Annotated in this window: 17 protein-coding genes and 1 pseudogene; 9 read left to right on the plus strand and 9 right to left on the minus strand. The window is 44.2% G+C overall.

Annotation, left to right across the window (positions count from 1 at the left end):
- Nucleotides 1–153 precede the first annotated feature (153 nt).
- Nucleotides 154–477, minus strand: a complete 324-nt coding sequence (locus QUB14_RS07835; RefSeq protein ID WP_333216439.1) for a hypothetical protein — start codon at nucleotides 475–477, stop codon at nucleotides 154–156.
- Nucleotides 478–561: 84 nt separating this feature from the next.
- On the opposite strand from QUB14_RS07835, the gene QUB14_RS07840 reads away from it, so the two are divergent.
- Complete coding sequence (locus QUB14_RS07840) at nucleotides 562–795, plus strand: hypothetical protein (protein WP_333216437.1); 234 nt, start codon at nucleotides 562–564, stop codon at nucleotides 793–795.
- A 277-nt stretch (nucleotides 796–1072) separates the two neighbouring features.
- On the opposite strand, the pseudogene QUB14_RS07845 reads toward QUB14_RS07840, so the two are convergent.
- A pseudogene (locus tag QUB14_RS07845) lies at nucleotides 1073–1462 on the minus strand (DUF1348 family protein).
- Nucleotides 1463–1514: 52 nt separating this feature from the next.
- Here QUB14_RS07845 and QUB14_RS07850 point away from each other — a divergent pair.
- The 4 genes from QUB14_RS07850 (at nucleotide 1515) to QUB14_RS07865 (ending at nucleotide 3987) form a co-directional block, all read left to right on the plus strand.
- Nucleotides 1515–2246: a class I SAM-dependent methyltransferase gene (locus QUB14_RS07850; RefSeq protein ID WP_333216435.1), complete on the plus strand. Its 732-nt coding sequence runs from the start codon at nucleotides 1515–1517 to the stop codon at nucleotides 2244–2246.
- Between the two features lie 557 nt (nucleotides 2247–2803).
- A complete protein-coding gene (locus QUB14_RS07855; protein WP_015176940.1) occupies nucleotides 2804–3013 on the plus strand; it encodes a DUF2997 domain-containing protein in 210 nt (69 codons plus the stop codon).
- A gap of 39 nt (nucleotides 3014–3052) precedes the next feature.
- A complete protein-coding gene (locus tag QUB14_RS07860) occupies nucleotides 3053–3439 on the plus strand; it encodes a DUF1257 domain-containing protein (protein WP_333216433.1) in 387 nt (128 codons plus the stop codon).
- A 77-nt stretch (nucleotides 3440–3516) separates the two neighbouring features.
- Complete coding sequence (locus tag QUB14_RS07865) at nucleotides 3517–3987, plus strand: ferredoxin (protein WP_333216431.1); 471 nt, start codon at nucleotides 3517–3519, stop codon at nucleotides 3985–3987.
- Between the two features lie 94 nt (nucleotides 3988–4081).
- On the opposite strand, the gene QUB14_RS07870 is transcribed toward QUB14_RS07865, so the two are convergent.
- The 6 genes from QUB14_RS07870 to QUB14_RS07895 all read right to left on the minus strand — a co-directional run bounded on the left by QUB14_RS07870 (nucleotide 4082) and on the right by QUB14_RS07895 (nucleotide 8401).
- Entirely contained in the window at nucleotides 4082–4363 is a 282-nt protein-coding gene (locus QUB14_RS07870; protein WP_190739554.1) for a YiaA/YiaB family inner membrane protein, read from the minus strand.
- Nucleotides 4364–4682: 319 nt separating this feature from the next.
- Complete coding sequence (locus tag QUB14_RS07875) at nucleotides 4683–5777, minus strand: hypothetical protein (protein WP_333216428.1); 1095 nt, start codon at nucleotides 5775–5777, stop codon at nucleotides 4683–4685.
- Between the two features lie 99 nt (nucleotides 5778–5876).
- Nucleotides 5877–6854 (minus strand): hypothetical protein, encoded by a 978-nt coding sequence (locus QUB14_RS07880; RefSeq protein ID WP_333216426.1) that lies wholly within the window; start codon nucleotides 6852–6854, stop codon nucleotides 5877–5879.
- A 56-nt stretch (nucleotides 6855–6910) separates the two neighbouring features.
- Nucleotides 6911–7279, minus strand: a complete 369-nt coding sequence (locus QUB14_RS07885) for a hypothetical protein (protein WP_333216424.1) — start codon at nucleotides 7277–7279, stop codon at nucleotides 6911–6913.
- Nucleotides 7280–7340: 61 nt separating this feature from the next.
- On the minus strand, nucleotides 7341–8042 hold the full coding sequence (locus QUB14_RS07890; RefSeq protein WP_333216422.1) for a hypothetical protein: 702 nt from the start codon (nucleotides 8040–8042) through the stop codon (nucleotides 7341–7343).
- Nucleotides 8043–8134: 92 nt separating this feature from the next.
- The gene (locus tag QUB14_RS07895) at nucleotides 8135–8401 is read right to left on the minus strand and encodes a hypothetical protein (RefSeq protein WP_190662273.1); all 267 of its coding nucleotides are present in this window, start codon (nucleotides 8399–8401) and stop codon (nucleotides 8135–8137) included.
- Between the two features lie 254 nt (nucleotides 8402–8655).
- Here QUB14_RS07895 and QUB14_RS07900 point away from each other — a divergent pair, with 254 nt between their 5' ends.
- The 3 genes from QUB14_RS07900 to QUB14_RS07910 all read left to right on the plus strand — a co-directional run bounded on the left by QUB14_RS07900 (nucleotide 8656) and on the right by QUB14_RS07910 (nucleotide 10635).
- A complete protein-coding gene (locus tag QUB14_RS07900; protein ID WP_172189318.1) occupies nucleotides 8656–8979 on the plus strand; it encodes a helix-turn-helix domain-containing protein in 324 nt (107 codons plus the stop codon).
- 15 nt (nucleotides 8980–8994) lie between these two features.
- Complete coding sequence (locus tag QUB14_RS07905; protein ID WP_333216420.1) at nucleotides 8995–9684, plus strand: ImmA/IrrE family metallo-endopeptidase; 690 nt, start codon at nucleotides 8995–8997, stop codon at nucleotides 9682–9684.
- Between the two features lie 108 nt (nucleotides 9685–9792).
- Complete coding sequence (locus tag QUB14_RS07910) at nucleotides 9793–10635, plus strand: YheC/YheD family protein (protein WP_333216418.1); 843 nt, start codon at nucleotides 9793–9795, stop codon at nucleotides 10633–10635.
- A gap of 333 nt (nucleotides 10636–10968) precedes the next feature.
- On the opposite strand, the gene QUB14_RS07915 is transcribed toward QUB14_RS07910, so the two are convergent.
- Nucleotides 10969–11268 (minus strand): hypothetical protein, encoded by a 300-nt coding sequence (locus tag QUB14_RS07915; RefSeq protein WP_333216416.1) that lies wholly within the window; start codon nucleotides 11266–11268, stop codon nucleotides 10969–10971.
- Between the two features lie 145 nt (nucleotides 11269–11413).
- On the opposite strand from QUB14_RS07915, the gene QUB14_RS07920 reads away from it, so the two are divergent.
- The gene (locus tag QUB14_RS07920) at nucleotides 11414–12469 is read left to right on the plus strand and encodes an NAD(P)-dependent alcohol dehydrogenase (protein WP_333297142.1); all 1056 of its coding nucleotides are present in this window, start codon (nucleotides 11414–11416) and stop codon (nucleotides 12467–12469) included.
- Nucleotides 12470–12504: the final 35 nt, after the last annotated feature.

Below are 12504 nucleotides of genomic sequence, written 5' to 3' on the forward strand. Positions count from 1 at the left end.
AGAATTCAGGCATCGCCTAGTACCACGAGCTGATAATCTTTAAATAAGGGTAAAATAGTTGAGATGACGGCGATCTGCTCATTGATATTACTGCTACCTCGTTTTGGTAACAGGGACCAAGATAACGGGATTGCTCTTCGCGGACATATCAGACTAACCATAAACAGATTGATACATCCCCATTGGCTGCGATCGATCGCGATCCATAGTTTCTGTCCGGGTTGGCAATAATTTGTCAACCAATAGGTAATTAGCGGAAACCACAGACAGGTTAAGGTAAGCTGGGATAAATCTAAAAATCTTTGTAACTTGCAGCGACAACTTGAGCGTGGTAATGGGGTACGGAAATACGCGAGCAAGTCGTTCTAATCTCACCTGTTTTTCTGATGTTAAGAGATTGATCACTATTTCTAGAACTAAAAATTGAGAGGGGGTTAGTTCTCTTTGGAAGTGAGTCTGATAGAATCTAGGTAACATATTTTTGGCATAGGTCGAGTGTAACTTTAGCTTGACCTATCTTTTTTTAACACAGGTGGGTCAAATCTTTGCCCTGTCTGGCTTTTGGGCGGGGTTGTCACCCCGCCAGCAAAATTTAAAGGATTTAAAGTTAATGTCGCTTGTCAATGGAAAGGAAAATATCGCGGAGTCACAGTCAAAGAAGGATGGTTTATATTAACTAACTTGAAAACCTTAAAAGCTGCTATAAGCGCTTATAAACAAAGATTTGATATAGAAAAAATGTTTATAGATTATAAAAGCGGTAGCTATAACATTGAAGATGCCCCAGTATCATAACCCAGGTTATTGACCTTAATGTTGTTAGTAAGCATCGCTTAGACAGCGAGAATTATTGAAGGAGAATTAGTCAAAAAAAGGGGAGCGCCAAAATAGGTAACTCGTCCAAAACAAGCCAAACGTATTTATCGTTCGCACAGTACATTTCAAGTGGGTATGTGGGCGAAAATTTGGGTAATTTTTATGGATATTTGTCAAGAATAAGTTAGAGAATATAGTAGTTTACACCCCAATAAACGGTCAAATTATCAACGATGTAAAAGGGCGGGAAAGCTTATCAGAACTGTCTCGTAGCCATTTTGGTCACCCTTTCAGCTCTTCCCATTTCCCTCTTCCTTCGATATTTTGGGATTATTTCAAGGAACAAATCCGCACTCTGACGCTCGTGCCACTGCTCTTCAAAGCGCACAGAAATCAGCTTCTTTGTAAAACTCCACAGTTCATTTTTCAAACAGTAGTCTAGTTCTTTTGCCCACTTTCGTTTTAAGAAAGCCTTGGTTTGTTACCTTCCACTGAAAAATTAGACAGGGTTACGCCACGGTGAATCTCCGGTGTAAGCTAAAGCTACTCGTTTTGGATCGCGACTATTCCAGTCATCTTCTGCGATTTGAACTTTAGTTTTAGCAGTTTCCCGGGTAAAAGGTGGCAGTGGTGGTTTAGTTTCCATCGGGTTGAATGATTTTGCTCCTTTTCAAGGAGTCATCGAACTTAGCATAATAATGAACACAGCACAAGACCACTATAACCAGCAACTTGCTGCCGTTTACAGTTGGATGTCAGGAAATCCTGAAGCAGCGATCGAACGAAATCACGCTCTTTTTTGTCAATTGGCGCTCGACTCCGCACCGCGAGGATTAGCCATTGATTTAGGTGCAGGCTCAGGATTTCAATCTATTCCTTTAGCGAAATTAGGCTTTTCGGTAGTAGCTATAGATTTCTGTGATGCCCTACTTTCAGAGTTACGCGATCGCGCTAAAAATCTTTCCATCCGTACCATTCACGACGATATGCTTAATTTCTCGCAACATATTCAGGAACAGGCGCAGCTCATTGTTTGCATGGGCGACACACTTACACACCTAGAATCATTGAGTGCTGTCGATTCATTAATTTTGGACATTGAGCGCTGGCTGATTGAGAATGGGATGTTGATTTTAACTTTCCGCGATTATGTCTCAGCAGAGCTTCATGGAACTCAGCGTTTTATTCCTGTACAAAGTGATGAATTTACAATCCTCACTTGTTTCTTGGAGTATCAGGAAAACAGCGTAGCAGTCCATGACTTACTCTATCAAAAACAGGGCGAGCGGTGGTCATTCAGTGCCAGTTCTTACCAAAAACTGCGGCTCAATAAAAATTGGTTGTGCGATCGGCTATCTGAAATAGGTTTACAGGTACTTCAGAACGAGATGATTAATGGAATGGTTTGTATCACTGCCCAGAAAGTTTAACCTGAAGTTCCCTCCGGCTGGGAACTTCAGGTTATAAAAGTCAACAGACGATGCTTCACCACCACCAGAAGTTACTGAAGGCGCTTCTGATCGACTTCTGATGTTAGCGCGATCGCAACCCTTCTGTCTAAGACTTGATTTAAGCCGCATTTGCCTTTCGCTGTTGGGCGATCCCCACAATCATGGAGACAAATGTCAATCACCTTAGCTTTATGTAAGTTAAGTACCTCGGTTCCCACCGCACTTAACTTACATACCCACCCTCCGCGATCGCTCTTCCCTCCCGATCCCTCCCAAATAGCCCTTGCGAATATTCACCACTCATGTATGACTTGACTGCTGTCACGATCTACGCGAAACTTTACATACAACTGATGTATTGCTTCTACCTATTAATAAGTTCTGTTAAGTTGTGACTCAAAACCTATCAATTCGTCAAAATTGATATAGCGCTTTGTCAGTCAGCCAACTCTCAAGAAGCTACTTCAGGAGGCATCGTCCCTGGCTTGCTGGTGTCGGTGTCTGTTCTCAATATTCCTATTCAGTCAGCCCGCATTATGGAAACACTAGAGTTTGTGATCTATCCAGATGGCCGCGTACAGGAAACGGTCACCGGCATTGTCGGTGCTTCCTGTGCTGAGGTAACGGCTGCAATTGAAGCTCAGCTCGGCGTGGTGCTTCACCAAGAGTCAACATCTGAATATTTCACGCAAGCGCTGCATCAGTCAGCCGAAGCGACGGCCCAAGTGGCTTTTAGCGATTGGTAATTTTTTTGTTGAGTTCACTTAAGTTTTTTTGGAACCACCATGTCACATTTTAGCCAAATTAAGACCCAGATCCGCAATTTGAATTCTTTGGAAGCTGCTTTAACTGACTTGGGTATCGACTGGAAGTCGGGCCCGACAGAGGTGCGGGGCTATCACGGCCTAACCAGCACCGCTGAGGTCGTGATTGAGCAAAAAAACGGCTACGACGTAGGTTTTAGCTGGAACGGGACTGAGTATGAATTAGTGGCTGACTTGCAGTTTTGGCAGCAAGCTTGGTCTGTAGACCGTTTTCTGAATAAGGTGACTCAGCGCTACGCTTACCATACTGTGGTGAATGAAAGCGCTAAGCAGGGTTTCCAAATTTCTGAGCAAAAGCAAAATCAAGACGGTTCGATCCGCTTGGTGGTGCAACGCTGGTGCGCTTAATAATTTTTCGAGATTTTTGCAATCTTGTCTCATCAAAGTCCGCTTTCGCGGACTTATTTACTATTGTGGGGGTCTAAATGTCTGAGCTTTCTGGACTCGGAATAGATACAGCAAGCGATCGCTCTGGTTTAGAGCCGGAGTTGGGAGGATTTTTGCGGGATGCGCCCGATCGCTCTGGTTTGGAACCGGAATTGGGCGGCGTGTTGCGCCAAAAAGGTGTCTATGTTGATGAGATTACCTGCATTGGCTGCAAGCACTGCGCTCACGTTGCTCGCAATACTTTTTATATTGAACCGGATTACGGTCGATCGCGCGTAGTTCGACAAGACGGGGATTCTGAAGAGTTGATTGCTGAGGCGATCGACACTTGTCCGGTGAATTGCATTCACTGGGTTGATTACACCGAACTCAAGAATCTGGAAGAAGAACGCAAGGATCAGGTGATGCCTGTCGTTGGTTTTCCGGTGGATTTGGCGATGGTTCAGGCCGGTGTTCGTCAGCGACAAAAGAATAAGTTGCGCGATCGTAAGTTCAAAGGTAGCCATTGAAATCCCCAATTCCCATCCGCAGCTTGAAACCTGTGGCTCAAACAACAAAAACAGCCCGCGCGGGCTGTTTTTTGTATACATTGTATAGTCAAATTTATTTGAGAGGATGGTGCTCAGCGAGAATTTTCTCAACTCTAGCTTCGTCGATTCTGGCAGTTAATGTTGTTGCCTCGTTGTTATCGCGAATGGTTTTTGCTAAAGTAAAAGACGAGCCGATTGAAAAAGTTAAACCCATACCCATAAAAGCTTTCTGCCAGGGGTCTACCTGTAAATAAATGATACCTACAGTAGTTGCGGAAATGGCAAGAATAAAAGAAACCCAGCACTGAAGTATCCAAGCATTAGTATCTTTTTGGCGTATGATTTGTTTCTGCATAGTGCCTCTAAGTCACATATATCTTTTGGTTGATTAACTTCAAGAATAAAGAGCGTGAGTGAAGCGGTCAGGAGAGCAGGGGACAGTTTCGGTAAGTGAACAGTGCGATCGGGCTTTTTACTAAATATTTCAACGCTGTAGAGAGGGTTTGAGCCTCAAGCAAGACTCGCAGCGAGTGGACAGTTTGAAAACTCCACTAACGAAAGCTTGTTTTTTCTCAAAATAGCGTAAGGTGCGCCGAAGAGCACCTTACTTCTCCCAGTCGGCCTCCGCAGACTGCGTTTGACTCTATGCAGCGGTTTCAACCGCCGAGTCCGATCTACTTATTTTTCTGCTGAGTCTTCGCTTGTTCGATCGCAATTTCCCTCACTGCTTGCAAAGAACTCAAATTCGATGCTCCCTCAATCGCCTTCACCGCCAAATCTTGAACCTGTTTCAAAGCAGAATCTAGTTGTTTCGACAAGCTAGCAAGGCGCGCATCTTGATTTTGAATTGTCTGCAACATCCCTTGAATTTGCAGTTCATAATTTTGCTTTTGCCCTTCGATATCTTTAGCAGACAAATCCGCCTTAACTTTAGCTTGGTAATTGCCAATATTGCGGCCGTTATCTTTCCCGTTCTTGATATTAGCTTCCAGTTCTTTCGGGAAAGCTTCTACCTTCGCTTTCACCTCAGCATAAAGTTTTTCGCGTTCCGAAATAGATTTTTCGCGTTCCGCCCACTGTTTGTCCTGTTCTTGCTGAAACTCTTCGATTTCTTGATACAGCCTTTTCTGGCGCTGTTGGTATTCCTCGATGTCCAGATTTCGCTGAAGATTCAAATCATAATCATACAACTCTTCATCCCGCTCGCGAGCTTTTTGCTGATGCTCATTGCGTTCTTTAACTGCCAACTTTTGCAGTTCCTGCTCTTTTTCCCAAGCTTGCCGGCGTTCCAACAATTCCTGTTCAACAGTTTCGCGCTGTTCGCTGAGTTCCGCACTAAATGTTTTGGCGCTTTCTTCGTATTGTTGGATTAAATTGTCCAGCGTATCTTCGGCAACATCTTCTAAACTATGCAACTCTTGCAGTTGTTGGATTTCGTCGCCGACAGTTCGCTGCAATTCCCCCAGTTTAGACGCTTCTGTTGTCAGTTTTTCCGACAGTTCGCTGACAGCGGCACCGAAGCCAAATTGCAGTAAGATTAAATTGTCGATCGTCCCCTGCATTTTTTGTTTGCTTTCAGTTAAAGCCATTGCTTTTCTTGCTTCCGCTATTGCTAGTTCTTTGACTGCGGTTTCTGGTTGAGAAATATTAGCAGATTTATCGTTATTAAGCTGCTTCAGTTGCGAATCCAGTGCATTTTTTTCTTGTTCCAACTGTTTATAAGCTTCTAATATTTCAGCCTTCGTATTTTTGTCATTCATTCTCGCCATCGCTTTCATCTCCTAACTTTGTTAGTCCGCATCAGCGGACTTTGTTTGACAAGGAGCGGTTTCAACCGCCGATTATTATCAAAAATTGAGCTACAAAGCTTAAGCTTTGGTAGCAAAAGCTTTCAGTGCCAAGTCTTGCGCTTGCTTCATCGTGGCTTGCAATTGTGCAGAGATTTCGGCGATTTGTTCGGTTTGTCGCTCAATTGTCTGCTGTAGAGATTGCACTTTCAATTCATATCCCTGCTTGCTTCCTTCCCATTCTTTCTCGACTAAATCTGACTTGACTTTAGCTTCGCGGGAAACTTCTTGAATTGCTTCTTCTTTGGCTTTGACATACGCCTGTTTGAGTTCTTCTTCAAATCCGGCGACTTTTCTTTGATTCTCTTCAAACTCCGCTTGATTGTCGCTGAGGACTTTTTCCCGTTCCACCCAATTTTTTTCTTTTTCGCGGGTAGATTCTTGCAAGTCCCGTTCTAGTTTGCGCTTCGTTTCTTCGTATTCGTCAGTTTCGATTTTGCGGGTGCGTTCTAATTCGTATTGGTAATCCGCTGTTTCTTCCTGACGCTTTTTAGTTAGGAGTGCAGTTTCTTCTTGAACTGCTGCATCAAATTCTTGCTGTTCTTTTTCCCAAATTTTGCGTTTTTGGGTAGTGTCTTTTTCGAGAGTTTCGCGTTGGTTAGCAGCGTTTTGTTCCAGCAGGGTCAATTTTTCTCGGTGCTCTTGAGTTAAAATGTGGAGGGCGTCTGCTACAACTCTGATTTGCTGCAACTCTTGCAATTGTGCGGCTTCAATTTCGATGGCGCGTTTTAATTCGTCTAATTTTGAAGATTCCGCCTTCAGTTTTTCGGAAAGTCCGCTGGTGATGCTGCCGAAATCTAATTGTAAGTCTGCCAAGCCTTTGACGATGCTGTCAATTGTGTAGGTGGAGGCGACTTCGAGGAGTTGTTTGTTTTTGGCTTTTTCGGCTGACTGTTCTTTGGTTTCGACTTTAGATTCGAGCTTTTTTTTGTCTGCTAAAATCTGCTGAAAGTTTTGCAAAATTTGGGCTTTGCTATCCTTGGCAGTTGCTATTGTCATAATGTTTGCTTCTCCTGATTATAACTTTTCGACACTTGTGACTGAAACGTTTTCAGTTATTCTAAGTTGCGGAGTTGGCTGAGAAGGGAACGGTACTTTCTGGCTGCGTCGGGTTTTTCTGCTGGATTGGCAATACCTAGAGTTTTGAGAATTTTCCAGCAGCGATCGCACCGATTTCCTTCCCGGCAGCCGCACTCATCAATTATACTCAAAAGTGTGCCTTTTAGCAATTGATTTTCGGCTAACAAAGCTCGGTAATTCCGCTGGACAGATTCGGCAACTAAAGTCATGTGTTGGAAGTCTTCGGTGAGACTTTCGATGTCGTTAACTGCGTCGGCTCGAATTTGGTCGATTAGCTCAAGATTCTCTTTCAAACGGCTTTCTTGCAGGTTGGGTTGGGTTTTCAGATTCGTTAATTTCTTCATTTCACTCTGCGTTGTAACAGTTATGGTAAAGGCGCGATTTAATCGCGCCTTTACCACAGAATTAGAACAAGTCAGCAGTTGATTTGTCTTCCGCTGGCGGTAGCGACATAGCGCCGTTGGAATTCAAAGCAATAGCATCGCTTTCACCGCCAGCGTGAGCAGCCATCAAGGAGGCAACTTGCTGCGCGGGCAGGTTATCTAAACACACCATCGCCCTTGTTCCTTCTAAGTCAATCATCCGCGATTGATTGCTAGAATCTGACAAAACTGCTGCGGCTTGGTCGATAACCGCCCAATCTTTCCGCTCGTTCCAAGACCATTTCAAGCTGTAGTAGTTGATCGGTTTTACTACTCCGCTGTCGTCTGGTTTCTGACCGGAATGCTTGACAAATTCGGGAATAAAAATTCCGGTTGCAGGTTCTACGCCGCGAGATTGAACTGATGCTACCAAACGGTTAAAATCGTTCAAGCTCCGGTTTTTTATGTATGTCACCATGACAACTCCTTGCGGCAATTCGCCACTTTCTGCGACAAACCACAGTTGGCCCCACAGTGTGTGGGAAGTTTGACCGAGGGAACCGAAGAATTTGGAGAATTTGAGGATTGTCATGGAACACTTGGAACCGTAGTCGGTGTCGCCAATTGTCCACTGGCCGGCCTGGCAATTGTTACGTACTGCGATCGGGATTTCCGGTACTAGCAAAGCATTGCTCGGTTTGGCACCAAATACTGAAAATGTAGGTCTTTCTTGTGTTTTAGTCATTGTTCGTTTTTCCTTAGTTCTTTATTGTTTTACGGGGAATTGGTAATTGGTAATCCGTTAAATCTCGTACATTGCTCGTGGCCGAACTTCCATTACCTAATGAGATGTGTTGTCGCTTTTGGTTCTGGATAGGTATACTCAAGCACCGCCTCTTGTTGAGCTTTGATAATCCGCAGCGCGGCGAGCAAATGCTCTAACGTTTCTAGGTGCGCTGGGGTGAAGTGGATGCTGAACCCTTCGCCATCCCGCGCGTAGCCGGGACAAACCAGTGAGGCTGAGCTTTGTTCTTCGTGGGTGGCGATGTATAGCCAGTCATCGTCTTCGAGCTTGTAATGCGTGTCTGTCCAGGTTCTCAGCATTTGCTATCTGCTCCTCCTTATTTGCTGCGTACAAGCGTTTTGACGCCCAGCGCTTCTCACTTCTCTGAAGTTGACGACGCTATATGTAGCGTGTGAGCTAGGCTAATTTGCACCTTTAACCCTACCAGTCAGGTTCTGCGAGTTGATTAAACCGTCAACTAACCTCATGGTAGCGCGGGTTGATTTTCCCGTCAAGTATTTTGTTGAACTTTTCATCAAAACAGGCTAGAATGCTTGTCAGGAGGCGAAAAACCGTGGAACAAACATTTGGAAGACTGATCCGTCAAGCTCGCAAGGACAAAGCTTACTCACAACGTGAGCTAGCTGCTATGCTAAGTGTGGATTTTACTTATTTGTCTAAGTTGGAGAACGATCGAGCGGATTATGCGCCAAAAGAGGACGTAATCCGAGCATTAGCGCGAAATCTAGACATAAATGAAGAGGAATTGATTTTCTTGGCGGGGAGACTACCGCAGCAGTACGAAGCGCTGCTGAAGCAGAATCCGAAGGAAATGCAGGCTCTTTTCCGGCGAATGCAAGAAAATCCAGATTGGCTCAAACAGTCTTTTGAAGCGTAAGAGAGGCCCCTCATAGTGAGTATCTTTAAGCCGTATTGCTTCTATCCCAAAGAAACGATCGAGCGTTTGGCAAATGACATCTTGATGCAGATGCAGAAAACGCAAAATTTTGCTCCGAGATGGCCTTTTGATGCGACAACGGTTGCTGATTTTCTGGATTTGGGCGTAGTTTGGGAGTGCATTGAGCCGGATGAAGAGGGTGCGATCGCGGCGAGGATTTTGCCGCAGCAGCGGTTAATCGAAATCAACGAACAGATTCTCGAAAAACCGCCGGGTTTCATCGAATCGACGATCGCCCACGAAATCGGCCACTGGGTGCTACACGTCAATCAAGACGAAGCAGACGGCACTGTGGAACAGTTGGAATTAAACTTGGGCAATGAAGGAAAAAGCGCCCAGGATGTCGAGGAACCGTTTGTTTGTCGGGGTGCGAGTGCTGATAATAAGGTTTTGTCGATCGAATGGCAAGCGCAATATTTTGCAAGCTGTTTGTTGATGCCTCGGTGTATTTTGGAGGAAAAAAGACAGGGACGCGATTTAACAAAGTGGTCGCATTTATACAAAATGAGAGATGAATTGGGAGTGAGCATTTCCAATTTGACAAACCGCTTGCAAGAATTCGATTGGATTTACATTCCCAAGGGAACGCGCGAGATTTATGCCGGGAAAGATGCGGCAAACGGGCAGCAGCGGTTGTTTGGATAAAAGTGCGATCCTCTTCGAGGGCTGCGCTAACGAATTTGAGGTTTGAGATTTGGAAGCGATTCTCAAATCTCAAATCTTTAAAATGAATTTCTAATTAAGTTACATTTTATGCTAACCAATATTGAAATCCTGCTGGCAGCTTGTGAGGAATTAAATATCCCTTACGAAATCCTGCATCCTTCCCAAAACTTGATTAGACTCAAACAGGGCGGCGAAGAATATTATTTTGTCAATTACATGACGCCATTTAACAGCGCGTCAGTAGCAGAGATTTTTAAAGACAAAGAATATACCTATCAATTATTAAACGGCAAAATAAATACTCCCAGAACTCTGGGTTTTGTCTCGCCTCACTGCGAGGAGAAGTATAAAAAGTATTTGATTTTCCCAGATATTGAATCAATAGTTTTAGAAGTAAACAAAAAATTCGCTTTCCCGGTGATTCTCAAAAGAAATCGCGGTGCTGGTGGCAACAATGTTTTTTTATGTAAAACTCTAGAGCAAATTAAAGAAGCCCTAGAAATTATATTTAACGTCAACAGCAAAGATTATGACTATGTGGCGCTAGCTCAAGAATATATCGAAATTGCTCACGAATATCGGGCTGTATTCTGCAAAGAAAAGCTAGTTTTGCTGTACGAGAAAGACAAATATCAGGCTAAATTTGCGGGGAATTTAAGCCCGCTGCACTGGGAAGGTGCAAAAGCAAAACATATAATTAATCCCAATCTCATGTCTGAGATTGAATATTTTGTTAAACCTGTTTTTGCTGAAATTGCGATTAATTATGCGGGGCTTGACATAGCACTCGATAAAAACGGAGCATATTGGTTGATTGAAATTAACTCAAGTCCCAATTACGATATTTTTGTCAGAGATAACGATCGCCCAATTGTCGTAACAATGTTTAAAGGCATCTTGGAAACCTTAATTGTTAACAAAAAGCCGTAAATCCTCGATTTTAGAGAGGCGCTACAATTAAGTAAATTTAAATTTCCAAATAAGTAAAAGCAATGACATCACAACTGTGAGAACTAGAGGGAACTTGGGAAGAGATTCTCGCCCTATCCGAAAAAATTGCCGGACGCAGAGTTGGCGTTATTGTTCTTGCTAACGAAGACGAAGAAGCACTCCCATCTCCAGAAGAAAGCTTTCGGCAAGCATGGCTGGAAATAAAGACAGGAAAAACTAGACCTGTATCGGAACTGTGGGAAGGTATTGATGCAGAGTGAGTATTTTTCAATCAAGGTTTACTTTGCTGATGAATTTCAGCGCAATTATCGTTTACGGTTGTTTTTCCTTTCTCCGACGACGATGCAGCAAACGCATCACCAGAGAAACTTTGCCAAGGCGAATCCCTTCCTGAATCCCTTCGCGTCTCCCCCGCTCAATCCCTGTCTGCACCCAACTGGTAACAATCTGCATAACCTGCTCCTGTGCCTCTGGCTCAATCCTACCAAGTTCCTCCTGAAACGCTTGCTCCTCCGACTCTGTAAGCGTTATAGCAACCGCCCCAGCGGTTGGGACGCAGCGATCCTTCATCACTCTCGGATAAATTGACGATTTTTCGAGGATACAGTCCATGAAGATTCAAGGTTTCACCCCAAAGTGACAAAAGAGGGATATAAGCCGAATGCCAGTCACAAATAGGGGAGCAAGGAGACGCGCAGAAAGAAAAGCGCTGTATTGATGTTACATAGTATCATCTTAAAAATTGTGTAAAAAATTTATGCGAAAGATGAAAGCCGCCGTTTTTGTAGAAAAAGGGCGAATCGAAATTCAAGAAAAACCAATTCCTGAGATTGGGCCTACTGATGCACTGATTAAAATCACCACGACGACAATCTGTGGCACAGATGTTCATATACTCAAAGGTGAAGTACCCGTCCAGCCTGGACGGACACTAGGACATGAACCAGTTGGCGTCATTGCAGAACTTGGCGCAGGAGTTCACGGCTATGAAATAGGACAGCGTATTCTTGCTGGTGCTATAACTCCTTGTGGTCAGTGCAATTTCTGTCTTGACGGATACCAAGCGCAGTGCGGCGGTAAGCCACTGGGTGGTTGGCGCTTCGGCAATACCATTGATGGTTCTCAGGCGGAATATATGCTAGTGCCGAACGCAATCGCCAATTTGACTCCCATACCTGACGAATTAACCGACGAACAGGTGCTTATGTGTCCAGATGTTATGAGTACAGGTTTCAGTGGTGCCGAAAGCGGAAATATCAAGATTGGTGATACAGTCGCCATATTTGCCCAAGGACCAATTGGTATGAGCGCAACTGTCGGTGCCAGACTCAGAGGTGCTTCCAAAATCATTGCCGTGAGCAGCAATCCGACACGCCTGAAAATGTCCCAAATGCTTGGCTCCGACATTGTTTTAAACTATAAAGAGTGCAATCCAGTCGAAGCAATCATGGATTTGACTGATGGTCGCGGTGTAGATGTAGCAATTGAAGCACTCGGTATTCAGGAAACCTTTGAAGCCTGTTTGCGTGTGGTTAAACCCGGCGGAATTGTATCGAGTCTAGGAGTCTATTCTGGAAAACTTACCATTCCTGTAGATGCCTTTGCCGCCGGTATCGGAGATAAGAAAATTGTTACCAGTCTCTGCCCCGGTGGAAAAGAACGTATGCGGCGGCTGATAAATATCATACAGTCCGGTCGTGCCGACCTGAGACCTATGATCACGCACAGGTTTAAGCTAGATCAAATAAAAGAAGCGTATGAATTATTCGGCAATCAACGAGATGGTGTGATAAAAGTTGCCATAAACCCATAAATCCATGATTGAAGGGCACTAAGTTAAGCGCGATC

The sequence above is a fragment of the Microcoleus sp. B3-D2 genome, from assembly GCF_036705345.1.
Classification (GTDB): domain Bacteria; phylum Cyanobacteriota; class Cyanobacteriia; order Cyanobacteriales; family Microcoleaceae; genus Microcoleus.

What these genes read in the sequence shown, in the direction of transcription:
- QUB14_RS07850 (WP_333216435.1), top strand. Translation starts at nt 1,515, where the DNA reads ATGAACACAGCACAAGACCACTATAACCAGCAACTTGCTGCCGTTTAC.
- QUB14_RS07870 (WP_190739554.1), bottom strand. Translation starts at nt 4,363, where the DNA reads ATGCAGAAACAAATCATACGCCAAAAAGATACTAATGCTTGGATACTT.
- QUB14_RS07835 (WP_333216439.1), bottom strand. Translation starts at nt 477, where the DNA reads ATGTTACCTAGATTCTATCAGACTCACTTCCAAAGAGAACTAACCCCC.
- QUB14_RS07910 (WP_333216418.1), top strand. Translation starts at nt 9,793, where the DNA reads ATGCTAACCAATATTGAAATCCTGCTGGCAGCTTGTGAGGAATTAAAT.
- QUB14_RS07860 (WP_333216433.1), top strand. Translation starts at nt 3,053, where the DNA reads ATGTCACATTTTAGCCAAATTAAGACCCAGATCCGCAATTTGAATTCT.
- QUB14_RS07890 (WP_333216422.1), bottom strand. Translation starts at nt 8,042, where the DNA reads ATGACTAAAACACAAGAAAGACCTACATTTTCAGTATTTGGTGCCAAA.
- QUB14_RS07880 (WP_333216426.1), bottom strand. Translation starts at nt 6,854, where the DNA reads ATGACAATAGCAACTGCCAAGGATAGCAAAGCCCAAATTTTGCAAAAC.
- QUB14_RS07895 (WP_190662273.1), bottom strand. Translation starts at nt 8,401, where the DNA reads ATGCTGAGAACCTGGACAGACACGCATTACAAGCTCGAAGACGATGAC.
- QUB14_RS07855 (WP_015176940.1), top strand. Translation starts at nt 2,804, where the DNA reads ATGGAAACACTAGAGTTTGTGATCTATCCAGATGGCCGCGTACAGGAA.
- QUB14_RS07920 (WP_333297142.1), top strand. Translation starts at nt 11,414, where the DNA reads ATGCGAAAGATGAAAGCCGCCGTTTTTGTAGAAAAAGGGCGAATCGAA.
- QUB14_RS07865 (WP_333216431.1), top strand. Translation starts at nt 3,517, where the DNA reads ATGTCTGAGCTTTCTGGACTCGGAATAGATACAGCAAGCGATCGCTCT.
- QUB14_RS07875 (WP_333216428.1), bottom strand. Translation starts at nt 5,777, where the DNA reads ATGGCGAGAATGAATGACAAAAATACGAAGGCTGAAATATTAGAAGCT.
- QUB14_RS07885 (WP_333216424.1), bottom strand. Translation starts at nt 7,279, where the DNA reads ATGAAGAAATTAACGAATCTGAAAACCCAACCCAACCTGCAAGAAAGC.
- QUB14_RS07915 (WP_333216416.1), bottom strand. Translation starts at nt 11,268, where the DNA reads ATGGACTGTATCCTCGAAAAATCGTCAATTTATCCGAGAGTGATGAAG.